This is a genomic window from Streptomyces sp. WAC 06738, assembly GCF_003945505.1.
Taxonomy (GTDB): Bacteria; Actinomycetota; Actinomycetes; order Streptomycetales; family Streptomycetaceae; genus Streptomyces.
Map to the genome: position 1 here is coordinate 4,172,747 of NZ_CP029618.1, position 23,759 is coordinate 4,196,505.

The 23,759-nt window shown below is 74.1% G+C and carries 23 protein-coding genes and 1 pseudogene; 13 read left to right on the plus strand and 11 right to left on the minus strand.

Annotated features, from left to right (window positions below):
• The first annotated feature begins 338 nt into the window (after nucleotides 1-338).
• From DMB38_RS18060 to DMB38_RS18070, 3 genes are all read left to right on the plus strand, one after another.
• A complete protein-coding gene (locus DMB38_RS18060) occupies nucleotides 339-1,022 on the plus strand; it encodes a hypothetical protein (RefSeq protein ID WP_125936054.1) in 684 nt (227 codons plus the stop codon).
• A 156-nt stretch (nucleotides 1,023-1,178) separates the two neighbouring features.
• On the plus strand, nucleotides 1,179-1,808 hold the full coding sequence (locus tag DMB38_RS18065) for a DUF3105 domain-containing protein (protein WP_125936055.1): 630 nt from the start codon (nucleotides 1,179-1,181) through the stop codon (nucleotides 1,806-1,808).
• Nucleotides 1,784-2,446: a DUF305 domain-containing protein gene (locus tag DMB38_RS18070; protein WP_125939115.1), complete on the plus strand. Its 663-nt coding sequence runs from the start codon at nucleotides 1,784-1,786 to the stop codon at nucleotides 2,444-2,446. Before DMB38_RS18065 ends, DMB38_RS18070 begins: the two co-directional genes overlap by 25 nt.
• 10 nt (nucleotides 2,447-2,456) lie before the next feature.
• On the opposite strand, the gene DMB38_RS18075 is transcribed toward DMB38_RS18070, so the two are convergent.
• Nucleotides 2,457-3,146 (minus strand): thioredoxin domain-containing protein, encoded by a 690-nt coding sequence (locus DMB38_RS18075; protein WP_125936056.1) that lies wholly within the window; start codon nucleotides 3,144-3,146, stop codon nucleotides 2,457-2,459.
• 81 nt (nucleotides 3,147-3,227) lie between these two features.
• Nucleotides 3,228-3,806, minus strand: coding sequence for a hypothetical protein (locus DMB38_RS18080; RefSeq protein WP_240662350.1), 579 nt, complete (start codon nucleotides 3,804-3,806; stop codon nucleotides 3,228-3,230).
• A 230-nt stretch (nucleotides 3,807-4,036) separates the two neighbouring features.
• Between DMB38_RS18080 and DMB38_RS18085 the strand changes: the two genes are divergently transcribed.
• From DMB38_RS18085 to DMB38_RS18100, 4 genes are all read left to right on the plus strand, one after another.
• On the plus strand, nucleotides 4,037-4,717 hold the full coding sequence (locus tag DMB38_RS18085) for an RICIN domain-containing protein (protein WP_125936057.1): 681 nt from the start codon (nucleotides 4,037-4,039) through the stop codon (nucleotides 4,715-4,717).
• 89 nt (nucleotides 4,718-4,806) lie between these two features.
• Nucleotides 4,807-5,193 (plus strand): BlaI/MecI/CopY family transcriptional regulator, encoded by a 387-nt coding sequence (locus tag DMB38_RS18090; RefSeq protein ID WP_125936058.1) that lies wholly within the window; start codon nucleotides 4,807-4,809, stop codon nucleotides 5,191-5,193.
• Nucleotides 5,190-6,125, plus strand: a complete 936-nt coding sequence (locus DMB38_RS18095; protein WP_125936059.1) for a M56 family metallopeptidase — start codon at nucleotides 5,190-5,192, stop codon at nucleotides 6,123-6,125. Before DMB38_RS18090 ends, DMB38_RS18095 begins: the two co-directional genes overlap by 4 nt.
• A 105-nt stretch (nucleotides 6,126-6,230) precedes the next feature.
• Entirely contained in the window at nucleotides 6,231-7,259 is a 1,029-nt protein-coding gene (locus DMB38_RS18100) for an NlpC/P60 family protein (protein WP_125936060.1), read from the plus strand.
• A gap of 12 nt (nucleotides 7,260-7,271) precedes the next feature.
• On the opposite strand, the gene DMB38_RS18105 is transcribed toward DMB38_RS18100, so the two are convergent.
• The 3 genes and pseudogenes from DMB38_RS18105 to DMB38_RS18115 all read right to left on the minus strand — a co-directional run bounded on the left by DMB38_RS18105 (nucleotide 7,272) and on the right by DMB38_RS18115 (nucleotide 8,400).
• Nucleotides 7,272-7,877 (minus strand): isoprenylcysteine carboxylmethyltransferase family protein, encoded by a 606-nt coding sequence (locus tag DMB38_RS18105; protein WP_125936061.1) that lies wholly within the window; start codon nucleotides 7,875-7,877, stop codon nucleotides 7,272-7,274.
• Between the two features lie 35 nt (nucleotides 7,878-7,912).
• Nucleotides 7,913-8,062: pseudogene (locus tag DMB38_RS18110) on the minus strand (cation transporter); the annotation flags it as partial.
• A gap of 2 nt (nucleotides 8,063-8,064) precedes the next feature.
• Complete coding sequence (locus tag DMB38_RS18115; protein ID WP_047016963.1) at nucleotides 8,065-8,400, minus strand: metalloregulator ArsR/SmtB family transcription factor; 336 nt, start codon at nucleotides 8,398-8,400, stop codon at nucleotides 8,065-8,067.
• A gap of 1,311 nt (nucleotides 8,401-9,711) precedes the next feature.
• On the opposite strand from DMB38_RS18115, the gene DMB38_RS18120 reads away from it, so the two are divergent.
• On the plus strand, nucleotides 9,712-10,455 hold the full coding sequence (locus DMB38_RS18120; RefSeq protein ID WP_125936062.1) for a Crp/Fnr family transcriptional regulator: 744 nt from the start codon (nucleotides 9,712-9,714) through the stop codon (nucleotides 10,453-10,455).
• A 113-nt stretch (nucleotides 10,456-10,568) separates the two neighbouring features.
• Nucleotides 10,569-11,033 carry a hypothetical protein gene (locus DMB38_RS18125; protein ID WP_125936063.1) on the plus strand — a complete coding sequence of 155 codons (465 nt, stop codon included), beginning with the start codon at nucleotides 10,569-10,571 and terminating at the stop codon, nucleotides 11,031-11,033.
• Nucleotides 11,034-11,099: 66 nt separating this feature from the next.
• Here DMB38_RS18125 and DMB38_RS18130 read toward each other — a convergent pair whose 3' ends face one another.
• From DMB38_RS18130 to DMB38_RS18150, 5 genes are read right to left on the minus strand one after another with little or no spacing between them, the layout of a single operon-like run.
• Entirely contained in the window at nucleotides 11,100-12,011 is a 912-nt protein-coding gene (locus tag DMB38_RS18130; protein ID WP_240662352.1) for a UbiA family prenyltransferase, read from the minus strand.
• Nucleotides 12,008-13,297: an FAD-dependent monooxygenase gene (locus DMB38_RS18135; protein ID WP_125936064.1), complete on the minus strand. Its 1,290-nt coding sequence runs from the start codon at nucleotides 13,295-13,297 to the stop codon at nucleotides 12,008-12,010. Before DMB38_RS18135 ends, DMB38_RS18130 begins: the two co-directional genes overlap by 4 nt.
• Nucleotides 13,294-13,902, minus strand: coding sequence for a hypothetical protein (locus tag DMB38_RS18140; RefSeq protein ID WP_125936065.1), 609 nt, complete (start codon nucleotides 13,900-13,902; stop codon nucleotides 13,294-13,296). The genes DMB38_RS18135 and DMB38_RS18140 overlap by 4 nt, the downstream gene beginning before the upstream one ends.
• 11 nt (nucleotides 13,903-13,913) lie before the next feature.
• A complete protein-coding gene (locus DMB38_RS18145; protein ID WP_125936066.1) occupies nucleotides 13,914-14,711 on the minus strand; it encodes a class I SAM-dependent methyltransferase in 798 nt (265 codons plus the stop codon).
• Nucleotides 14,708-15,865, minus strand: coding sequence for a polyprenyl synthetase family protein (locus tag DMB38_RS18150; RefSeq protein WP_125936067.1), 1,158 nt, complete (start codon nucleotides 15,863-15,865; stop codon nucleotides 14,708-14,710). Before DMB38_RS18150 ends, DMB38_RS18145 begins: the two co-directional genes overlap by 4 nt.
• 347 nt (nucleotides 15,866-16,212) lie before the next feature.
• Between DMB38_RS18150 and DMB38_RS18155 the strand changes: the two genes are divergently transcribed.
• The 4 genes from DMB38_RS18155 to DMB38_RS18170 all read left to right on the plus strand — a co-directional run bounded on the left by DMB38_RS18155 (nucleotide 16,213) and on the right by DMB38_RS18170 (nucleotide 22,757).
• Nucleotides 16,213-16,674 carry a hypothetical protein gene (locus DMB38_RS18155; RefSeq protein ID WP_125936068.1) on the plus strand — a complete coding sequence of 154 codons (462 nt, stop codon included), beginning with the start codon at nucleotides 16,213-16,215 and terminating at the stop codon, nucleotides 16,672-16,674.
• 223 nt (nucleotides 16,675-16,897) lie between these two features.
• Nucleotides 16,898-21,595: an RHS repeat-associated core domain-containing protein gene (locus DMB38_RS18160; RefSeq protein ID WP_125936069.1), complete on the plus strand. Its 4,698-nt coding sequence runs from the start codon at nucleotides 16,898-16,900 to the stop codon at nucleotides 21,593-21,595.
• Entirely contained in the window at nucleotides 21,592-22,062 is a 471-nt protein-coding gene (locus tag DMB38_RS18165) for a hypothetical protein (RefSeq protein ID WP_125936070.1), read from the plus strand. Before DMB38_RS18160 ends, DMB38_RS18165 begins: the two co-directional genes overlap by 4 nt.
• A 35-nt stretch (nucleotides 22,063-22,097) precedes the next feature.
• A complete protein-coding gene (locus DMB38_RS18170; RefSeq protein WP_125936071.1) occupies nucleotides 22,098-22,757 on the plus strand; it encodes a ribonuclease H in 660 nt (219 codons plus the stop codon).
• Nucleotides 22,758-22,788: 31 nt separating this feature from the next.
• Here the strand turns inward: DMB38_RS18170 and DMB38_RS18175 are convergent, their stop codons facing one another.
• On the minus strand, nucleotides 22,789-23,691 hold the full coding sequence (locus DMB38_RS18175) for a TIGR03619 family F420-dependent LLM class oxidoreductase (RefSeq protein WP_125936072.1): 903 nt from the start codon (nucleotides 23,689-23,691) through the stop codon (nucleotides 22,789-22,791).
• Nucleotides 23,692-23,759 lie beyond the last annotated feature (68 nt).

Consider the following 23,759-nt stretch of genomic DNA (forward strand, 5'->3'; position numbering starts at 1 on the left):
TAGACGGTAATCGGCGGGGCGGGGGCGGCCGGGTGCGGGTGGTCCGGGGGCGCCTCGGGTGTGGGCTCGGGCGGCGGCCGGGCCGGGGGTGCGCGCGGGGGCCGCTCGACGGGCGTTGTCGGTGGGGCGGCCTACCCTTGGGCGGGTGTGCGGGGTTGGTGTGGGTACGCGAGCTTGATGCAGGTACGCGGTGTTGGTAGGGGTGTGCGGGGTTGGTGTGGTGGCCCCGGGGTGGGTGCGGAGGGTGGCCGTGGTGCGGCCGGGGCGGGGGCCGCGGGGGGCCGTTCCCGGTGCGGGGCGCTGTTGCGGCGGGGGCGGGCGGGCTACGATGCGCGGCGATGACCAGGCCACGCAGGGTTCCGGACGCCGCGGTGCGCCGCCTCCGCCTGCTCGGCTACGTCCTCGTCCTCCTGGGCCTCCTCGCCGGGGCGGCGTCCTGCGCCGACGCCGGCCGCTCCGGCACCGCCGGGGCGCACGGACTCGTCCTCCGCGCCGACGCCCCGCAGACCGACGTCCTGGCGACGCTTCGCCCCGACGCGCTACGGGGCGACGGTCCGCGGGCCGGCGCCTCCCCCGCCGACCTCCTCTCGGCCGACGGGCCACCCGGCGATGCCCTCCCGGCCGACGCGCCATCCGGTGGCCCCCTCCCGGCCGACGGCCTCCGGGCCGGGGTCCAGCCCGGCGACAACCCCCAGCCCGAGGGCCCACCCGGCGATGCCCCCCGGCCCGGCGGCCCACCCGGCGGCCCCCTCCCGGCCGGTGTCCCCTCCGCCGGCGCCGCGGCCCTCCCCCTGGACTGCACCTCCGTCCACGCCCCCGGCGCTCCCGCCGGGGAGTGTCCCGCCGCCTCCGAGCGGGCGCCCGCCGCGCCCTTCTCCGGGCCCGCGTTCTCTCCGCCGCCCGGCACCGCTCCCTCGTACGCGTCCAGCGCGGCCGCCGTCGCCGGCTGCGGCGTCACTCCGGCCCCGCCCGGCGCTCTCGGCACCCCCGATCTCCACCAACTCCAGGTCCAGCGGACCTAGGACGGGCCCCCGCGCACGCCCCAGAACCGGACCGCCGCCCGCGGCGCCCGGTGCGTGCGCCCACCCCGTACTCCGTCCACTCCCCCTACACACACCCCGCCGCGCGCCCGCGCCCGCCGCGTCCGCGCGCGTCCCGGGGAGAAGGGTCCGCACACCATGGGTTCCGCCAAGTCCAAAGCCGCCGCCCGCCGTGCCCGCGTCGAGGAGATGCGCCGCAAGGAAGCCGCCCGGGAGCGGCGCAGCAAGCAGATCACCTATCTCGCCTCCGCCGTCGTCGTGGTCGCCACCGCCGTCGGCGGCTACTTCATCGTCGACAGCGCCCGCGAGGACGAGAAGGCCGCCGCCGCGCCCCTCAAGGGCGAGCAGAGCTGGGACGACCTCGACCAGAACCACGTCACCGAGGACGTCGACTACAAGATGACGCCCCCCGCCGGCGGCGACCACGACCCCGCCTGGCAGAACTGCAACGGCGACGTCTACGACCAGCCGATACGCGACGAGAACGCCGTGCACTCCCTGGAGCACGGCGCCGTGTGGGTCACGTACGGCGACAAGGCGAAGGAAGCGGACGTCAAGACCCTCTCCGAGCGCGTCACCAACACCCCGTACTCGCTGATGAGCCCCCACCCCGACCAGACCGGGGCGATCACCCTCTCCGCCTGGGGCAAGCAGCTCACCGTCGAGAAGGCGGCCGACCCGAAGGTGGGCAAGTTCTTCGACAAGTACGTCCAGGGTCCGCAGACCCCCGAGCAGGGTGCCGCCTGCACCGGTGGGAAGGACGCGTGACGCTCCTCCGGCCCGCCCTGCGGTGGCCGCTCGCGATGCTGGCCGCCGCGGTCCTCGTCTGCGGTGCGTTCCTCGCCGTCCTCGCCACCGGCGCGGACGGCGACGACGCCCCCGCCGTCCCGGACACCGGCTCCGCGGACGCCGGGTTCGCCCGCGACATGATCGTGCATCACCAGCAGGCCGTGGAGATGTCCCTCATCGTGCGCGACCGCACCGGCGACGAGGACGTGCGCCGGCTCGCGTACGACGTCGTCAACACCCAGGCCAACCAGCGCGGCATGCTCCTCGGCTGGCTGGACGAGTGGGAGCTGCCGAAGTCGTCGGGCGAGCCGCCGATGGCCTGGATGGGCCACGAGATGCCCTTCGAGGCGCGCGACGGGTCGCTGATGCCCGGCATGGCCACCGACACCCAGCTCCGCCGGCTGCGGGAGGCGGACGGCAGGGACGCCGAGGTGCTGTACCTCCGGCTGATGACCGCGCACCACCAGGGCGGAGTGCAGATGTCGCAGATGGCGGCGGGCGCGGTGGAGACGCGGGTGGTGCGGCGGCTGGCGGAGACCACGCTGCGCGGGCAGCAGTCGGAGATCAAGCTGATGCGGGACATGCTCCAGGAGCGCGGCGGCCTCATGAAGCCGTAGCCGCCCCGGGTCAGCGCGCGAGCGCTTCGTCGATGGCGGCGGCGAAGTCCTCGTACGACTGCGGGTTGGAGATCTTCTCGCCGCCGAGGAAGAACGTCGGCGTCCCCTGGACGTCCAGCGCGAGGCCGTCGCGCTGGTCGGCCCGGACCCGGTCGGCCGTGCGCGGGGCCGCCAGGTCGCGGTCGAAGCGGGCCATGTCCAGGCCCAGTTCGCGGGCGAAGCCGCGGAAGACGTCCTCCTTCGACTCCTGCGCCTCGCCCCACTCCGCCTGGGTGTCGAAGAGCTTGCGGTACATCTCGTCGAACTTGTCCTGCCGGGCGGCGGCCTCGGCGGCGCGGGCGGCGAGTTCGCCGTTGCGGTGGCCGGGCATGGGGAAGTAGCGCGCGATGAAGGTGACGCGGTCGCCGTAGCGTTCGCGGAGCTTCTCGACGGCCGGGTAGTACGCGCCGCACGCCTCGCACTCGAAGTCGAGGAACTCCACGAGGGTCAGCTCGCTGTCGGCGGGCGAGGTCAGGCGGTGGCTGTCGGCGCGTACGACGCGGGCGTCGGCGGCGGGCGTGGCGTCGCCGGGGGAGTCGTCGCCGGGCAGGAAGGCGGCGGCGAGGGCGAAGACCGCGACGAAGACGCCGGCGATGATCACGGTGGCGTAGAGGTGCTTCTTCTTGTTCCGGCTCTGGGTGGTGGTGCGGTTCTCGGGCACGGGTTCCTCACGACGGGTGCGGGCGGGCGGTGGCGTACGTACCGGCGGCGCCGGCCGGCACCGCGTTCCCGTCCGCGACCGTCAGGAGGCGAGGGCGAGGCGGCCCGGGACCGGTTGCCGGGCGGGGAGCGGGCCGTACGCCGGGGGCGCGCGCAGCCGCAGCCCCGCCGGGCCGCGGTGCCGGCGGGGCGGGGCCTGGGCGGCGGGGAGCGGCGGGCGGGGCGGCGCGTACGCGGGGTGCGCGGCCCGTACGAGCCGGTGCGCGAGGACGTACCCGCGCACCTCGGCGACCAGCGTCCGGCCGCGCACCAGCAGCGCGTCCGCGGCGCCGAGGAGCCGCGCGGAGATCAGCAGCGCGACGGCCTGGGCGGCGAGCAGCCCCCACGGCGGGTGTCCCGGGCCCGCGACGGCCGGGGCGGTGACCACGCAGAGCAGGTCGAGCGCGAGCTGCACGGCGACGAGGACGGCGAGCCCGCCCGTCTCCGTACGCCGCTGCCGCCCCGCGACCAGCCACCCGGCGACGGCCGAGAGGGCGAAGAGCCACAGGCACCCCTGCGCCCGCGGCGCCCCGGCGGGCAGCACCGACCCGAGCTGCGGCAGCAGCACGCATCCGGCGGCGAGCGCGGGGGGCGCGGGGGCGAGGTGGGGACGGGCGGTCATGGTCGTCGCAGCCTAACCAGCGCCGCCACCGCCCCCGGGCCCAGGGCCGCCCTCCGGCCGGTACGGTCTTCTCTTTCTTCGGCTCGAACGAATAGTCGACGGAATGCCGCTCTGCGCTATCCGAACCCGTGCGTCACCGTGCCGCGCGGTGGCCTGGGAACTCGCCGGACACCTGAACTCGTGTGCATTATCGTCGGCTTGTCCGCAGTGGGGTGCGCGGGGGGAAAGTCATGGCAGAGAACAAGGTGTCGGTGTGGCTCGGCGTTGCGGCCTCCGGCATAACCGTGCTGGCGTTCTTCGGGATCACCAATTTCGATCAGTTACGGGAGGGAGCCGATCCGGCTCCGACCGGGGGCACCGCCCCGAACGGCCACAGGGGCTCCGTGGGCGCGGGCGGCGAGGGCGCCCCTGCGGAGAAAGACGCCGCCGTGGACGAGGACGCTCCCGCGGACGAGGACGCGTCCGTCGGGGAGACCGGCGAGAGCGACCCCGATCCGGCTCCGCGGGAGGAGACTCCCCCGGCCGGCGGCAACGGCCCGATCACCAATATCTCCAGCGGGTTGTGTATCGACACCAACGGTCCCCAGGGACCCGGTGTCGAAGTACAAGTGCGTGCCTGCGCGAACTACACCGGCCAGAGCTGGACCTACGACGAGAACGATCGTCACTTTGCCAACCCGCCCAGCGGACTGTGCCTCGACACGGCAGGAGCCCCCGCCACGGGGGCCGGCCTGGTGGTGAACCCGTGCGGGAACTACACCGGCCAGGTATGGCACCACGATCCCGGCACCGGCCAGTTGGTCAACCAGACCACGGGACTGTGCATGGACACGGCCGGGCCTCCCGCCATCAACGTCGGCCTGGTGCTCAACCCCTGCGGAAACTACACCGGCCAGCTCTGGCGCAGGTGATCCTTCCCGCCCGCCATCGCCCCCGGCCCCAGGGCCGCCGCCCCTGGCTACGATGTGGCTGCGCGCATCGCCTGCGGAGGGGAAACATCATGCGGCGGCTGGGGGATCTCGAAGCGGAGATCATGGACCGGCTGTGGAAGTGGGAGCGCCCCGCCACCGTCCGCGAGATCGTCGACGACATCAACAACGACCGCGAGCTGGCCTACACGACGGTCATGACCGTCGCCAACATCCTGTACCAGAAGGGCTGGCTGGTCCGTACGAAACAGGGCCGGGCCTGGCTCTACACCCCCGTCCGCAGCCGGGAGGCGTACTCCGCCGCGCTGATGGAGGACGCCCTCGGCGCCAGCGAGGACCGGTCCGCCGCCCTCGCCCACTTCGTCGACGGCATGACCGACGACGAGGTCGCCGCCCTGCGCAAGGCGCTGCGCGAGAGCGACGCCGGCCGCCGGGGCGAGGGCCGGGGACCGGGGTGAGCGAGGCGCTGCCCGTCCTGGGGTACGCGGCCGTGCTCGGTGTCGTCGCGCCGCGCCTCGTGCTGCGCGGCGCGTGGCCGCACCGGGCGCCGCGGCTCGCGGTCGCCGTGTGGCACGCGCTCGCGGTCGCGTTCACGCTCTCCGTGGCGCTGGCCGCGTACCACCTGGCGACGCCCACCGAGCATCTGCACGCCAGCTTCGTCGGCTTCCTGCACTCCTGCGGCCTGGGCCCGGACCGGGGCGTGGACCTCGGCCTCGGCACCGGGCGGCCCGACCCGGGCGTCGCGAGCCGGCTGGCGGGCGTGCTGCCGGCCGCCGTGGCCGGGGCGGTGGCGGTGAGCGTCGGCGTGCACGCCCTGCGGGCGCGGCGGGTACGGGCCCGGCACCGCGCCGTGCTCGACATGGTCGGCCGCCGTTCCGCCGCGCTGGGCGCCACCGTCGTGGCGCACGGCACGCCCGTCGCGTACTGCCTGCCGGGCCGCCGCGCGCGCGTCGTCGTCAGCGAGGGCGCGCTGCGGCTGCTGTCTGCCGCGCAGGTCGACGCGGTCCTGGAGCACGAGCGGGCGCACGTCGCCGGCCGGCACCACCTGCCGCAGGCGGCGGCGGACGGCTTCGCCGCCGTGTTCCGCGGGCTGCCGCTGGCGCGGCAGGTGCGGCGGCAGACGGCGCTGCTGCTGGAGATGGCCGCGGACGACCGCGCGCTGCGGCGGCACCCGGGCCGGGTGCTGGCCACGGCGATGTACGAGATGGCGGCCTGCCGCGCGCCGAGCGGGGCGTTCGCCGTCGGCGGCGGCACGGTGCCGGTGCGGCTGCGCCGGGTGCTGGGTCCGCGGCGGCGCGCGCACCCGGTGCTGCGGGGTGCGGTGGCGGCGGTCGCGCTGACGGTGCCGCTGGTGCCGCTGCTGGTGGCCTGCCCGCCCGCGCTGGTCTGACGCCCGTACCCCCGGCTTGCAGGGGGTCGCTTGCCCGCGCTTCTACTAATCTACTAAGTTGCCTTTCGGTTCCTGTCGCCACCGAGGATGAGGAGCAACTCCGCCATGGGAGCGCACCGCCGCCCGAAGTCCCCCGGCCGCGCCCGGATCACGACCCTCTCCTTCGCCGCCGGGGCCTTCACCCTGCTCTCGACCCAGAGCGGCCAGGCCGAGCCGAAGCCCACCGTCGAGGAGGTGCGCGCGGAGGTGGAGAAGCTGTACGAGGAGGCCACGGGGCCCACCGAGGAGTACAACGCCGCCCGCGAGCGCCAGCGCGGGCTCCAGGAGGAGGCCGAGAAGGCGCAGGACGAGGCGGCCCGCCAGCAGCAGGAGATCAACGACCTGCGGGACCGGATAGGCCCGCTCGCCGCCGAGCAGTACCGCAACGGCGGCATCGACCCCAGCGTGCAACTCGCCCTCTCCGCCGACCCGGACGAATATCTCCAGGAGGCCGAGCTGGTCGACCGCGTCGGCCACCGGCAGGCGTCGGCGCTCAGTGTGCTCCAGGACAGGCAGCGGGAGCTGGCGCAGCAGCGCAAGGAGACGTCGGCGAAGCTGCGCGAGGCGGAGGAGTTCCGTACCGCCGCGGCGGAGAAGAAGAACGAGGTCCAGGCGAAGCTGACCCAGGCGCGGCAGCTCCTCAACTCCCTCACCGCGGAGGAACGCGCCCGCCTCGACGCCGCCGAGGAGCGCGACGCGGCCGAGGCCGGCACGAGCGACGCGGCGGACACCTACGACGGCCCGGCGAGCGGCCGCGCGAAGGCGGCACTGGACTTCGCGTACGCCCAGCTCGGCAAGCCCTACGAGTGGGGCTCGACCGGCCCCGACTCCTTCGACTGCTCCGGCCTGACGGGCTCGGCGTGGAGCGCGGCGGGGGTCTCACTGCCCCGTACGGTCAAGCAGCAGTACGACGCGGGCCGCAAGGTGAGCCAGGCGGACATGCAGCCCGGCGACATCATCTACTGGTACAACGACACGCAGCACAACGGCATGTACGTCGGCGACGGCAAGGCGATCCACGCGCCCCGCACCGGCAAGAACGTCGAGATCGTCCCGGTCGACAGCATGCCCTTCTACGCCGCCAGCCGCCCCTGACGGCCCGGGAGGTCAGGCCGTGCCCCGGCCGATGCCGGGGAGGAAGCGGCCGGCGCGGGCGGTGTACGCGGCGTAGGCGTCGCCGTGGACCGTCGCCAGGTACGGCTCCTCCACGACCCGGACCTGCAACTGGACCGCGGCGACCAGCGCGGCGAGGGCCGCGAGGGACACCGGGTTGGGGAGGACGAGCGCGAGGCCGGTGGCGGCGGCGGTCATGGCGGTGAAGACGGGGTTGCGTACGTGGGCGAAGAGACCCGCGGTGACCAACTCGGTGCGCTCCCCGGCTTCGACGCCCACGCGCCAGGAGGCGCCCATGTTCGTCTGCGCGACGAAGGTGGTGCCCATCGCCGCGAGCGTGACGGCCAGTCCGCCCCACTGCAGCGCGGGATGGACGGCGGTCGGCAGCCCGGCGAGCGTCGCCACCGGCGCGGCGGCGCCGCCGAGGAGGGCGAGGACGAAAAGTACCCCGGCCCACCAGGCGGCCTCACCGGGCCGCCCGGAGATCCCCCGGAACCCGGCGTCCCCGGTACGCCGCCGCTGCACGACCCCGCGCACCCCGAACGCGGCGACGCCCCACGCCACGTACAGCCCGAGCGCAACCCACGCCCACCCCCTCATGACGGTCCTCCCCGCTCGGTGCCGCAGCACTCGCGCGCCGCGGAGGAGGCGAGGGCCCCGGCGGTGAGCGCGACGACGGCCTCGACGACGTTGTACGCGAGGGTCGCCGCGACCAGCAGCCGTATCCGGCGGGTGAGCAGGGCAGCCCGGCTCTGGCCGGGACCGGTGCCGACGCCCGCGGCCATCGTCAGCAGCACCCTTCGGCGTCGGCGTCGGGGCAGGTCCGGTCCGTCGCCACGGCGACGACGGCGGCCCGCAGGTCGTCCAGGGCGTGCCCGAGGCGGGCGTCGGCGAGTTCGTACCGCACCCGCCGCCCGTCGGGCACGGCGACGACGAGCCCGCAGTCGCGCAGGCACGCCAGATGGTTGGAGAGCCGGGTCCGGGAGACGCCGAGCGCCTCGGCCAACTCGGCGGGATAACCGGGCCCGTCGCGCAGCGCGAGCAGGACCCGGCAGCGGATGGGGTCGGCAAGCGCCCGCCCGAAGCGGGCCAGCACGTCGATGTCCGTGGCGGTGGTCAGCACGCCGGAGACGATACAGAGAATCCTGAATTCATGGAAGAGTGAACCAATCACCGGCGGCACCGTCCACGGGGGGCGCCCGCCCGGCGTGAGGGGGCGGACGCCGTCCGCCACCCGGCCCCCGGCCCGGCCGGGCGTCCGCCGGCAGGCCCGGCGCGGCCCCTCGCGCGGCGGTGTCGGGCCGTGTGGGGCACGGGAGTTGGGTGTCGCTCTTGGTGCGGCATGGAGTGTCCGCGGGCTCCGGGCGCGTGCGCTGACGAACCATCAGTTGCCCCCGGGCGGACGGGCGTGGGCCATTGGCTCACGGTGAGTCGACAAAACTCCTTGGGTATTGCGTGCCGGTCCCCGAGGGGAATTCCGGCCCCCTTTTTTTCGGGGCGTATCGCGGCCGGCAGGCTTTCACCGATCGTCACGCCGCCGGGGTGCGGGAAGCGATGTCCGTGTCCCCGGGTCGCGCGCCTGCGGGGTGGGTGCAGCACCTCCTTTGCATAAGTGCACCGAGTCTGCTGGGTGCGCGTACCTGTACGCTCCGGCGTCGGGCGGTTCGCCCCCGCGGCCTTTCGCAGAGGTGAATCGCGGCATACCCCGCTAAAGCGGACGGTCGGTGTCGTGCGGCACCGGTCACTCTCGGTGCCCTTCACGGCGCCCCGATCCGGATGCCGAAAGCCCCGCCCGTGGGGAATGCTCCCTCGGTGTAGGCGCCGGTGGTGCTGTACTTGCACGCTGTGGTGTTAAATAGGGAGTCGGTCTGAGCCTTGGTGGGTCCAGACCTCTTCCCGGAGGCTCCAGGGTGGTTCCCTGGAGCCTCCGGTGCGTTGCGTGACCCCCGCGCGTATTCTCCCGCGGCGTTTACCTGCCGGAAATCCCGTGGTTCCGGCACGGGCAATTGCAGAAACCTTGTTGCGCGGGAAAAACCGTCGAGTTCCGTGCCTGGTGGCACCCGGTGCAGGCCCCTCTGGCTGGAATTTCATTCCCCGCCGGTGGGGATTCTCGGTGAGGCTGCGGAAACGATCGGGCATAGCTGGGATCTGCCATGCCAAGGGGGTAATGTGGGTGCCTCGCTTGTCCCGTGCCGCAGCCGGACTCACCATCCGGACAGGCACGGGGAGAGGTGCTGGACCCACCGATTTCACGTTCCGGAGCAGAAGGAGGCTCGGACCTTGGACCGCGCCGTCTCCGACGGCGTCGCAGCACAGGCCCCCCGTGTTCCGCGGGCGCGCCGTCGTACTGCGCTGCCGCCCCACCCCCGCCCCACCCCGCCGCGGCCGGCGATCGCGCCGGCCCTCCCGCTCGACCGGGAGGCCGGGGGTAGAGATGGGTTCGCTTCCGTCGAAGGTCGACGGCTTCAACCCCGCCGAGGTGCTCGCCGGCCGCCGGCCCATGCCCCAGGGCAGCTTTCTGTACCACCTCCCGCGCGCCATCTGGCCGTTGCTGGTGCAGACGTGGGGCCCCGATGCCCGTACCTTCCAGTCCGGCGAGGAACTGCCGCTCGGCCAGGACGACCGCGACTGCTTCATCGTGCTGGGCGGCTTCGTCGTCCAGCAGCGCCACCCGATGGGCCGGAGCCGGGACCTGATCGCCCGGTTCCGCGGCCTCGGCCAGTTCCTGGGCGAGGCCAAGCTCATCGAGCCCTGGTCGCCGGTGAAGACGGTCTGCCTCAGTACGACGTGGGTGATGCCCTGCTCCGCGCAGCGGGTGAACGTCCTGCTCAAGCAGCATCCGGCGATGCAGCTCGCCCTCCTGCGCAGCCTGGAGGACCGCAACCGCGCGGACGAGAAGGTCTATTCCATGACCCGCAGGTCCCCCCTCGCCCGCGTGACCACGCTCCTGGTGCACCTCGCCCACACGGCCGGGACCAGGGACCCCGTCGCTCCCGACCGGATCACGATCAAGGGGCTGCGGCAGAGCGACATCTCCGATGCCCTCGCGCTCGGCACGTCCACGGTCGAGAACGCGCTGCGCCACCTGCGGACCGTCGAGCAGGCGGTCGACAGCGGGTACCGGGAGCTGGTGGTGGCCGATCTGAACGTCCTGGAGCGCCTCGCCGTCACCACGTAGCTCCCCCCGCACCGACCCGCCGACCGCCCCGCGGTCGACTGCCCCCCACCCTCACCTCGCGCGGTTCCGGTGTCACCGGAGCCGGGCCGCGCGCATCGACGAACGGAAGCGCGATGAACCTCACGACCACCGCGGCGATCTGCAGCAGCACCGGAGTCCTCGCCGCCGCCGTCGTCACCTTGCGGCACAACCGCCGGGTCTTCGCCTGGAACAGGAGGAACCGGCTCACGGACGACGCCGCCAAGGACCTCGACGACGTCGACCGGTACCTCAAGGACGTCCACGAACTGCTGTGCCGGTTCGCCCAGAAGCCCAGCACGGCCGCCGACCTGGGCCCCCTGCGCACCCTGCGCCACGTGATCGAGGGCTACGCGGGCCGGCCAGGCGTGCTGCGCACCGAGCTGCAGGACATCGTGGCCCGCTGCGACGCCTACCTCGGCACGGCGCTCAAGTCGCCCGTGTCCGGCCCCAGGTCGGACCTGATGGTGGCCGCCATGGAGCAGGAGCAGGCCCGCACCCGGCTCGCGGCGTCCGTGAGCGGCGCCCAGCAGCGGGTCCGTACGCTCCGCAGGCCGTGAGCAGGCCGGTGACCGGGCCGGAGGGCGGAACCGCCGTGCCCGGGTGAGTGTTCCGCCCCGCCCGCCTCAGACCACCAGCGACCCCGCCACGAAGGCCGCGAGGACTCCCAGGGGGTGGAACGACGCGCGGTTGAAGACCGTGAGGGCCGTGGGGGGTTCGGGTTGGCGGAGGAGGTGGGCGGCGGGGAGGACGAGGGTGGGGATCGCGGTGAGGGCCGTGACCGCGATCCCCACCGCGCCGTAGAACGGCCAGGCCGTCACGGCCAGGGCGCAGGCCGTGGCCGCCGTGAGCAGGAGCAGGGCCGCCGAGAGACGGGCGGCGGCGCGGGGGCCGTAGACGATCGGGACCGTCTTGATGCCGAGCGGGGTGTCCTCGGCCACGTCGGCGAGGTCGTTGGGGATGTTCCGGCCGCCGATCTCCCACGCCGCCATCCACAGCGCCAGCAGCCCGAGGCGCAGCGGGTCGACGGTGCCGGAGAAGGCGAACCAGCCCGCGCAGGCGCCGATCGCCACCATCGCGCCGCTGAGCAGGAACTTGTACGCCGTGACCGTGGCCAGCTTGCAGTACGCCGCCTCCAGCAGCGCCGCGCAGACGAACAGCACCGCGCACACCCAGCTCAGCGCGACCGCCACCGCCAGCGCGATCCCGCCCAGCAGCAGCACCCACGCGAGCCCCGCCGCGAAGCGCAGCCTGCCCTGCGCCAGCGGGTGCCGGCCGCCCGCGCTGTCGATGTCCGGGGCCGCGCGGGTGTGGGCCATCGCCGCGCTGCGCCGGTCGAGCCGGGCGTCGAAGAGGTCGTTCGCCGCGAAGACCGCGAAGAACGCCGCGGCGGTGGCGAAGACGGCGGCGGCCAGGCGGCCCGGCGCGGGGTGGTCGGTGGCCAGCAGCGCGCCGACCAGGGGCTGGGCGATGCTCAGCAGCGCCTGGTTGCCGCGCGAGAAGCCGTACAACGCCCGCGCCTGGACCGCAAGGCTCATGGAGTGGACTCCCTGGGTTCTCTCGACTGCATCGTGTGGGGGGTGCCGTGTGGGGCTCTGCGCGGGACGGGGAGGCCGGGTCCCGCGCCGACGTACCAGTGCGCGAACGCCGCGCCCGCGGCGCCCGGTTCGGCCAGCTCCCGTAGCCGCTCCAGCCGCCGCGCCAGCTCCCCCCTGCGGTCCGCGGGGTGTTCCCCCTGCGGGTGCAGCAGGTCCAGGAACCCGGCCGCGAGGTCGCGGGTCCGCAGCACTTCGGGGAGCCTGCGGGCCGTATAGCCGGCCAGGTGCGTCTCGTCGCCGTCCCGGTAGCGGCGGATCAGCGCGTCGGCCAGGTCGGCGGCGTCGGCGACGGCGAGGTTCATGCCCTTCGCCCCCGAGGGCGTCAGCACGTGCGCGGCGTCCCCCGCGAGGAAGAGCCGCCCGTGCTGGAACCGCTGCCGCACGCTGCTGCGCATCCGCAGCACCCCGGTCTCCATGATGCGCCCCAGCCGCGGCACCGCCGCGCCCGCGCCCACCAGCCGGGTGCGCAGCCGCTCGTGCACGCGCGCCGCGGTCCAGCGCGCGGTGGCGTCCCCGGCGGGGATCTCCAGGTAGAGCCGGGCGATACGGGACGTGCGCGGCATGACGCCCGCGAAGCCGTCCTCGTGCACGGCGTACACCACGCCCGGCACGCCGCGGTCGACCTCCGCGAGGAGCGTGAGCCAGTCGTACGGGTAGCGCTCGTCCAGCTCGGCGCGCGGCGCGGTGTCCGGCGGCAGCGCCTGCGGGGTGATGCCGTGCGGGCCGTCGCAGCCGACGACGTAGTCGCACTCGATGTCCAGCCCGGGGCACTCCACCCGCGCGGGACCGGCGCCGTCGACGTGCACGCGGGTCGCCGGCAGGCCGAACTCCGGGGTGTGGCCCGCCGTGCCGAGGTCGGCGATGAGGTCCCGTACCAGGAGCTGCTGCGGGTACACCCAGTGCCGGATGCCCCCGGACTGCGCGCCGTAGTCGAAGCGCAGCAGCCGGCCCGCGCACAGGAAGTCGCACCAGCCGTGCCGGGTGCCCTCGGCGAGCAGCCGGTCGGCGAGGCCGTGCGCGCGCAGGTACTCGACGACCCGGTGCTCCACCAGGCCCGCCCGCGCGCGCCGTTCGACCTCGGCGCGGGAGCGGCGCTCCACGACGGCGACGCCGACCCCGGCCCGTAAGAGGACGTTCGCCAGGACCAGTCCCGCCGGTCCCGCGCCCACGACGGCGACCTGCGTACGCAACCGCCGCGGCCCCGCCGCCGTGCTCGTGCCGCTCATGCCGTCTCCCCCAGGTCCGCCGGTACGTGCGCGGGGTTGAACACCTCGTGCACGGCGGCCAGCACGTCGTCCCCGCACCACAGCCGGTACGTCCGGAACGCCGCCGGCCGCGGCTCCTCCGCCCGCGCCTCCTCCCGCGGCTCCGGCGGCCACGGCGTGACCCCGGCCCGTACGACGGTGCGCTCCAGCCGCGCGCCCGCCGCCCGCAGCGCGGGGCCCAGCGGCACCGCGGCGTCGGTCAGGCAGCGCCGCAGCGCCGGGTCGCCGCCGGGGCCGGCCACGACCCGGTTCCACGACCACCTCCGGCCCCCGGCGTCGCTGAGCGTCGAGTGCCGTACGAGCACCTCGCCCTCGGTCCCGAGCAGCGCGACGACGCCGCGCGGGGCCAGCTCGGGGCGGACGACCCGCAGCGCCACGTCGCCCACCCGCATCGGCGTGCCCGCCCACGACTCCAGGAGCGTCGTCGTCAGACCGTCGGTGCCGAGCAGCATCCGCGTCATGGGGCTGCGGAACCGGGCGATGGCCGAGCGGGCGGTGTCGGTGCCGAAGGTGTCGAAGTCGTCGTCGTTGTGGGCTGCGGGCAGGAACTCGGTCCTCGTGGGCATACCGTTGCGGCTCACTTTCGGGTCCGGAGACGTGTCGGGACGGCAGGTGCCGGGGCGTACGACGACCGCGTGGCGGTGGCGACGAGATACCCCGGCAGTGCGAACCGAGTGTGCACCCGTAGTGGCGCTCCGCACATCCCCGCGAGTGCCCGGACGGCGGCGGCCCCGTAGACCTTGCGGAGGCTGATCAGCCCGTCGTGCGCCTGGGCGGGGCCGCCGGTGAGGAACATCAGCGGCACCGAGACCAGGCACAACGGGTGCCGCCACCCGTCCACGAGCAGCAGCGTCCGCGCCACCCGCGTGCCCTCCCGCAGCAGCGCCAGCACCCCGGCGGGCGGCAGGTGGTGCAGCGACATCGCCATCACCGCCACGTCGTACGCGCCCGCCGGGGCGTCGATCGCCGTCGCGTCGAGCACCGCGCAGCGGGCGCGCGGATGCCGGCCGAGCGGCCCGGCGCGCAGCTCTTCGACGACGCGTGGGTTGACGTCGCTGGCGGTGACCCGGGCGGTGGGGTGGGCGCGGAGGATGCGGTACGCGAGCCGCCCGCAGCCGGCGCCGAGTTCGAGGACGCGAGGGTACGGGGCGGGGCCGAACTCGGCGGCGGTGAGGCGGGCGCAGGTGCGGTAGCCGAGGGTGAGGCGCTGGAACCGGTCGAGCCCGCGGAGGACGCGGCGGGTGGTGGCGGGGTCGCCGGGGAGGTCGATGTACTCGGCCCTGCCGGTCTCGTAGAGCCGGTCCCAGCGGGCGGCGGCGGGCCCGCCGCGGGGCATGGCGAAGGGGGCGGCTGGGTCGGGGGGCGGGGCGTTCACGGCCGGTCACCGCCGGGGTGGTGGCCGCGGGCCGTGTCCGCCGCCTCATGGCCGTACGCCGTGCCCGCCGCGTCGTGCTCGTACGCCGTGCCCGCCACCTCGTCGGCCAGCCACGCCAGCCGGTCGCGGTCCGCCCCCGCGGGCACCGGCGCGAGCGCCTCCCGGCAGCGGTCGACGTACGCGCGGGCCATCTTCTGCGCCGCGTCCAGCGCGCCGGTGTCGCGGGCGAGCCGGGAGAGCTGCCGCTGGCGGGCGAGTTCGTCGCTCGTGCCGTCGACCAGTTCGACGAGGGCGGCCCGTTCGGCGCGGCCGCCGAGGCGGTGGGCGAGGAGTACGGGCAGCGCGGGGCGGCGGTTGCGGAGGTCGCTGCAGACGGGCTTCCCGGCGCGCAGCCCGCCGCCCCCGTCGCCGTCCCCGGCGTCGCCGCCGGGCACGTACGGCAGCAGGTCGTCGCGGATCTGGAACGCGATCCCCATCGCCTCCCCGTACGCCGCGAGCGCCCGCGTCTCCTCCGGGCTGCCGCCGCCGAGCAGCGCCCCCACGTGGCACGCCGAGTAGAACAGCGATGCGCTCTTCAGCCGCGCCATCTCCACGTACGCGGCGATGCCACCGTCCGCCGCCGCGGTCACCTCGCGCAGGCTGCCGCTGAGTGCGACCTCCTGCGCGACGCCGCGCGCGGTCTGCTGCCCGACGGCGCCCAGGACCTCGACGGCGTCGAGCACGCGGCCCGCGGGCACCCCGCTCCGCCGGCAGGCGCCGAGCTGCTCGAAGAGGGCGAAGAAGAGCGAGTCGGCGGCCAGCACCCCGTGCGCGAGCCCGAATTCGCGGTGCGCCGCCGCCTTGCCGCGGCGCAACTCGTCGCCGTCGATGATGTCGTCGTGGACGAGGGTCGCGACGTGGGCGAGTTCGAGGCCCACGGCCGCGGGCAGCACCGCGTCGTACGAGCCGCCGACGGCACCGGCGGCGGCGAGGAGGGTGATCGGCCGCAGCAGCTTCCCGGGCGGGCAGAGCGCCCAGCGCTGCGCCGTGGCCAGGTGGTCGGAGCCGTCGGCGCCGGCACCGGCGCGGTCCAGCCAGGCGGCGATGCCGCCGTCGACGGCGTGACGCAACTCGGCGAGCGGAAAGCACGCCGGGCCGGCGTCGGTGCGCTGCATGAGGACTAGCCGCCTTCCCGGGGGCAGGGTGCGTAGGCGCCCGTTTGGCTGGTAACGACGGCGCGAAAGCCCAGGGCACTGAGGATCACCCCTCTGGGGGCACGCTCCCCGCCACGCGGCGCACGACCGGGGGAGATGCGGCAGCGAGGACCCGGCGGTCCGGCGTACGGGACGCGCTCCGGCGCGGCTTCCGGGGGCTGTTGACCCGCCGGTAACAAACATGGCGCAATAGCGATGCCCATGACAAAAATGTCGGGTCGCCGCTCTTGCTCTCGCCACGAGGAGCTGCCTCAATGCCTACGTATCCGGGGTGATCCACCCCGACCCCCCACAGGAAGAGGCACTCCATGAAGAACGCACGCACCGCCCTGGGCGTCGGTGCCGCGGTCGCCGGCGCGCTGTTACTCGCGGCGCCGAGCGCGCTGGCGGTGGAGCCGCAGACCGCCACCATCGGGTTCGACTGCGGGAGTTGGGGCGCCGGCGAGGCGACGCTCGAAGCCACGCAGGACGGCACCGCCGCGACCGTCACCATCACCACCGACGCCATCACCGCCCCGATCCCGATCGGCGCCGGCTCCGCGTCCTCGACGCTCACCCTCACCCGGAACGGCACCGACACGGTCGAGTTCTCCGGCAGCTCCAACCCGGCCATCCCGGCCGGCGCCCCGGCCGACACCGGCCCCCTCGACGGCACGGTCGCCTCCGGCGACTCGCTGGAGGCCGCGTCCCTGACGGTCTCGGTCCTCGGCATCACGGCCACCTGCGACGCCACGACCCCGCAGAACCCGGGCCCGTTCGTCTTCGAGTGACAGACCCGCGGTCACGTACGGCCGGTGGCCGGGCGATCCGCCCGGCCACCGGCCGGCAAGCAGTACCCGGCCCTCCTCACCTCCCCGGCACGAACCTGCTCTCCAGCACCGCCTGAAACCGGACGCCACCACCTGTCGTCTTTTCACGCACGCGTGGGTAGCGATAAGCGTGGTTCGGGCACCGATAGGGCTGTTTGGCAGGGGACTTCGGGGGTCGGGAGCAGTGGGAAATCGGCCGACGGACTGGCACGTACTCGATCTGGATGACGACCCGACGCCGGGTGATCCGGAGCGGGTGAAGCAGTTGGCGCGTGAGCTGCACGATTTCGCCGATGACGTGGCGGATGCGTTGCGGCAGATCAAGGGCATGGCCGGTGAGGACGCGCTGCTGCGGTGGGCGGGGAAGACCGCGAAGGCGTTCCAGGACGAGTTCGAGGAAGTCCCCAAGAACCTCAAGAAGCTCCAGCGCTCCTACGACCTGGCGGGTGACGCCCTCGCCGCGTACTGGCCGAAGCTGGAGCGGGCCCAGTCGCTGGCCGACAAGGCGCTGGCGAAGGGCCGTGAGGCGCAGAGTGATCTGACCGCCGCGAACGGGCGTCTTGATTCGGCGAATTCGTGGGTGGATCGGGCGACGAAGAAGACGGAGGAGTACGACGGGAAGGAGGGCAAGGAGAAGCCCGACGAGTCCGAGGTACGCGCCGCGACCCGCAACGCCACCGACGCCAAGTCCGCCCGCGCCTCCGCGCAGACGGCCGTCGACAACGCCCAAGGCGGCCTCGAAGCCGCGAAGAAGATGGCCGCCGACGCGAAGAAGATGCGCGAGGACGCCGCCTCCGAGGCCAAGGACAAGCTCGAAGAAGCCTCCGACGCCGGGATTCAGAACCGCAAGTGGTGGGAGAAGGCGGTCGACTGGGTCAAGGACAACTGGGACACCATCGTCACCGTCTGCAAGGTCATCGTCGCCGTCCTCGGCATCGTCGTCCTCATCATCGGCGGACCGCTGGCCTGGGTCGTCCTCGCCGCCGCCCTCGTCGTCCTCGCCGACACCCTCTACAAGTACATGAACGGCGAAGCCTCCCTCTGGGACGTCGCCTTCGCCGCCCTGGACTGCATCCCCGGCATGAAGGGCCTCACCACCCTCGGCAAGCTCGCCGGCGGCCTCAAGGCCCTCGCCAAGGGGGGCCTCAAGGGCATGGCCGCCGCGATCCGGGGCCTCGGGACCAAGGGCCTCAACAAGCTCCGCGGCGCCGCCAACAGCCTGCGCAGCGGCATGGACAACCTCGTCGCCAAGGGCAAGGCGGCCGTGGGCCGGTGCCCCGGCGGGGATCCGGTCGACATGGTCTCCGGCGAGATGATCATGATCGAGACCGACGTCCGCCTGCCCGGACTGCTCGCGCTGACGTGCACGCGGACGCACCTGTCCACGTACCGCTACGGCCGTTGGTTCGGCGCCTCGTGGGCCTCCACCTTCGACCAGCGGCTGGAGATCGACGCGGACGGCGCCGCGCTCGCCACCGAGGACGGCATGCTGCTGGCGTACCCCGTTCCCCGGCCCGGCGTGCCCGTGCTGCCGGCGGAGGGGCCGGCCTGGCCGCTCGTCTGGGACGGCACGGCCGGTGGCGAGATCCGGGTCACCGATCCGGCCGGCGGTCTGACACGGCACTTCGCCGCCGGCGGCGCGCAGGAGGACGGCGGTCCGCTCGTGCTCCCCGTACGCGCCGTCTCCGATCGCAACGGGCAGCGGATCGACTTCGACTACGCGGCGGACGGCCTGCCGGAGGCGATCCGGCACAGCGGCGGCTACCACGTGGACGTCCGCACGGACGAGGAGGGCAACATCACCGCCCTCGCCCTGCGGGAGGGGGAGGACAGCACCGTCCTCGTGTCGTACGGATACGACCCGGAAGGCAACCTCACCGAGGTCGTCAACTCCTCCGGAGAACCGTTCCGCTACACCTACGACGACCGCAGCCGCGTCACCGCCTGGATCGACCGCAACGGAAGCTGGTACGAGTTCGCGTACGACACCGAGGACCGCTGCGTGCGCGGGAGCGGCCCCGACGGCTTCCTCGACTGCACCATCGCCTACGACGCCACGGCCCGGACCACCGCGTACACCGACTCCCTCGGCCACACCACGGTCCACCACCACAACGAGCTGCTCCAGCGGACCTCCGTCACCGACCCGCTCGGCAACACCGAGCACTGGACCTACGACGACCGCAACCGCCTCCGCTCCCACACCGACGCCCTCGGCCACACCACCCGCTACGAGTACGACGAGGCCGGCAACCTCACCGCCGTCGTCTCCCCCGACGAGACCCGCGTCACCGCCGAGTTCAACGACATCCACCTGCCCCTCGTCCTCCACGGCGCCGACGGCACCCGCTGGAGCTACACCTACGACGAGCGCGGCAACCGCACCTCGGTGACCGACCCCCTCGGCGCGACGACCACCTTCGCGTACGACGACGCCGGCGGCCTCACCGCCCTCACGGACCCCCTCGGCGTCACCACCCGCGTCGAGTGCGACCCCCGCGGGCTGCCGGTGCGCACCGTCGACCAGCACGGCGCCGCCATCGAGCGCCGCCGCGACGCCTTCGGCCGGATCACCGCCACCGTCGACGGCCTCGGCCAGGTCACGCACGTCACCTGGACCACGGAGGGCAAGCCCGTCACCCGCACCCACCCGGACGGCACGGCCGAGACCTGGCACTGGGACGCCGAGGGCAACCTCGTCGCCCACACCGACCCCACCGGCGCCACGGTGCGCTTCGAGTACACGCACTTCGACCTGCTCGCCGCCCAGACGGGCGCGGACGGAGCGTGCCGGCTCTTCGCCTACGACACCGAACTGCGCCTCACCACCGTCACCGACGCCCGCGGCGCCACCTGGACCTACGACTTCGACGCCGCCGGCCGGCTCGTCGCCGAGTCCGACTTCAACGGCCGGGTGCTGCGCTACGCCCGCGACGCCGCCGGCGGGCTGAGCGCGCGCACCAACGGCGCCGGGCAGACGACGACGTACCGGCGGGACTCCCGCGGCCGGATCGTGGAGAAGCGCAGCGGCACCGCCGCCACCACGTACGCGTACGGGACCGACGGCCGCATGGTCCGCGCGCAGAACGCCGACGCCGTCCTGGAGGTGGAGCGGGACGACGCCGGGCGGCTGCTGCGCGAGACCGTCAACGGGCGCACCACCGGCTACGCGTACGACGAGCTGGGCAGGCGGCGCCGGCGCAGCACGCCCTCCGGGGCGGTCAGCGAGTGGGAGTACGCGGACAACGGGCTGCCGGTGCGGCTGGTCGCCGACGGACACGAGGTCACGTTCGCGTACGACGGGATCGGCCGCGAGACGGAGCGGGTCTTCGGCGACAAGTTCCGCATCGGTCGGCGGTGGGACGAGAACCACCGGCTCACCGGCCGCGAGCTGACGGCCCCCGGCGAGTCCGCGGCGGACGACCCGCCGGCGAAGTTCCGCACCGTGGGCCGCACCGACTACCGCTACGACCCCGCCGGCCGGCTCGTCGGCCTCGACGACCTGCACGCCGGCTCCCGCACCCTCGAACTGGACGCCGAGGGCCGGATCACGGCGGTACGCGCCGAAGGCTGGAGCGAGCGCTACGCCTACGACGCCGCGGGCAACGTCACGTCCGCGGCAGCGGGCACGGTGGCCGGGGCGGCCGCCGCCGGCCCCGGGACGGCCGCGGAGCCGGAGGCGTTCACGTACACGGGCAACCGCCTCCGGCGCGCAGGACGGTCCCGCTACGACTACGACGACCAGGGGCGCTGCACGGGCATCACCCGCCGCACGCTCTCCGGCGCCCGCCGCACCTGGCAGTTCACCTGGGACGCGGACGACCAGCTCACCGAGGTCGTCACCCCCGGCGGCAGCCGGTGGCGCTACCGCTACGACCCGATGGGCCGCCGGCTCGCCAAGGAACTCCTCGGCGCCGACGGGTCCGTGGCCCGGCGCGTGGACTTCGCCTGGGACGGCGACCGTCTCGCGGAGCAGTCGACGCTCACCGACGACGGCGGCAGCCACTCCGTCACCTGGGACTACGAACCGGGCGGCCACCGGCCCGTCGCCCAGAGCGAACGCCGCTCGCTGCGCGACGCGCCGCAGGAGGAGATCGACCGGCGCTTCTACGCCATCGCCACCGACCTCGTCGGCGCGCCCACCGACCTGATCACCCCGGAAGGCGAGGTCGTCTGGCGCCACCGCGCCACGGTGTGGGGCGGCCCGGCCGGCGCGGACCCCGCCGCCCCCGCCGCCTGCCCCCTGCGCTTCCCCGGTCAGTACGCGGACGAGGAGAGCGGCCTCCACTACAACCGCCACCGCTACTACGACCCGCGCAGCACCCGGTTCCTCACCCCCGACCCCCTGGGCCTCGCCGCCGCACCGGACACCTACGCGTACGCGCCGAACCCGCTCACCTGGTCCGACCCGCTGGGTCTGCAGATGTGCCCGCAGTTCCTGCGCATCGACTGGCTGACGGAGAAGCTGCTGAAGCGGGTCTCGTACCAGTACCAGCGGTTCGTCACGCATACCGACTACGAACAGGTCTTCAAGCTGCAGAACGGCCGCGAGGTGCACGTGGACGGCGGGCCGACGGCCGACAACTTCCTCGTCGAGGCGAAGTGGACGGGCAACGAGAACCAGTGGTCGTCGTCCCAGTACAACCCGGAGCACCGCCACTACAACCAGGACCGGATCATCGACCAGGCGGAGCGTCTGGTGGCCCTCAACGACGAACTCGGCGCCAACGGCGTCCGCTACGCCACCTCCAGCCCGCAGGGCGCCGACCACCTGCGCGAACTCTTCTCCGACAGCTCGGTCAGCCAGTCGGTGGCGGACGCCATGAGTGATGGCAGACTGCAGGTGTTCCACGTACCGGCGAACGGGATGATCAGCACATGAACGAACTCATCGCTCTCGTCCAGCGCCTGGCCTCCGCGCCGCAGCTCACGGGCGAGCTGCTGGCCGCGACGCTTGCGGAGGAAGGCTGGTCGGTGCTGCGTGCCAGGCCGGGCGCGCCCTTTCCGCGGGTCTGGCAGAAGGACGGTCTGACAGCGGGCATCCAGGGCGATCCGCCCGGGGTCCATCTCGCGGTGACGCTGTGGCTGCGGGAGGTGGACGAGGACGACGAGGGCTTCGAGGCCCTCGAAGCGCTGTACGAGGAGGCGGAGGCGGAGTCGCGCCGGGTGGCGGCGGAGGTGGAGCAGGGGCCGCTCGGCGCCCGGCTGGCACCGGCGGAGGGAGATCCGACCGGCGGGCTCGACTACCTCCACCACAGCGCCTGGCGGCTGGGGGACCGTACGCTCCTCGTCGGCGCCATCCAGCAGGACAGCGACCTCCCGGTGCTCGTCGAGGCGGTCGTCGGCTGACGGGTGGCCCCCGGCGGGATGGCAGAATCGGCCGCATGGCTGACCTGATCATCGCCGCATGCGACGGCGCCGCGAGTCCGAACCCGGGGCCGGCCGCGTGGGCGTGGGTGGTGGCGGGCCCGGACGGCGCGGTCGCGCGCTGGGAGTCGGGCCCGCTGGGCACGGCGACCAACAACATCGCCGAACTCACCGCCCTGCTGCGGCTCCTGGAAGCCACGGACCCGGCCGTCCCGCTGGAAGTCCGCATGGACTCCACGTACGCGATGCAGGCCGTGACCGACTGGCTGCCGGGCTGGCGGAAGCGCGGCTGGAAGACCGCGGCGGGCAAGCCGGTCGCCAACCAGGAGCTGGTACGCAGCATCGACGACCGCCTCACGGGCCGCGACGTCCGCCTCGTCCACGTCCGCGCGCACCAGGTCGGCGGCGACCCGTACAACGCCGCCGCGGACGCGGCCGCCGCCCAGTCCGCCCGCACCCAGAACCCGGCGGGCACGGCCCACGGCTCCCCGCTGCCGACGGTGGAGGACGCCCCGGCGCGCGTCCCGTCCGCCGCCCCGAAGCGCCGTTCCGGCAGGACCGGAACCCTGAAGGCCAAGTACCCGGGCCGCTGCCGCTGCGGCCGGCCGTACGAGGCGGGCACGACGATCGCGAAGAACGGCACGGGCTGGGGCCACGTGGAGTGCGCCAAGGCGTGACGACGGCCGCGGCCCGCGCTTCGGCGTGGGCTCAGCCTCTCCCGGCGAGTTCGAGGATCCGCCGGGCGTGCTCCACCGAGCCCTCGACGGTGTCGATCTCGTACATCGAGTCGATCATGAAGTGGTCGATTCCGGTCCGCTCGTGGATGTCCTTGACGGTGTCGACGACCTTCGCCGTGCTCGTCCCCGCGTCGATGTTCACCCGCAGCACCGTGTCGATGGCCCGGGGGTCGCGGCCGTCCTGCCGGGCCAGCTCGTCCAGGGTCGAACGCTGCGCGAGGAGCCCGTCCACGTCCACGTAGCTGGGCACGACCGTCAACGGCAGCCAGCCGTCGCCGCGGCGGGCGACCCGGCGCAGGGCCCGCTCGGACAGCGCGCCGAGGTAGAAGGGCGGCCGGGGCCGTCGCGCGGGCTTCAGGGGCGAGTGGTGCTCCGGCACGGAGAGCTGGTCGCCCTCGTACCGCGCCGGGTCGGTGGTCCAGATGGCGTCGAGGACGTCGAGCAGTTCGTCCATGCGCGCGCCGCGGCGGGTGAAGTCCAGCCCGGCCGCCCGGTACTCCTCGGGAGACCAGCCGATCCCGAAGCCGGGGAGGAGCCGCCCGCCGCTGATCAGGTCGATCGTCGTCAGCGACCGGGCCAGTTGGACGGGCGGGTACAGCGGGGCGATCAGTACGTGAGAGCCCAGGAGCACCCGGCTGGTCGAGGCGGCCGCCACACCGAGCAGGACGAACGGGTCGGCGGCGGGGTTCAGTTCCTCCGGAATGGTGGTTCCCCGCCCGCCGTAGCCCACGACGGGCCGGACCGCGGCCAGATTGCGGTCGCCCACCCAGAGACTGGCGCCTCCGGCCTCCTCGATCGCGGCGGCGAACGTGGCGGTCCGAGCGACGTCGAAGGCCTGGCGGTGGAACTGGGGGAGTGCGAAACCTATCTTCATGGCGCCCTTCACCTGCGTCGCCGCCGGGCAGTGCGCATGTCGGCCCCGCCTCGACGTGGTCCTCTCCG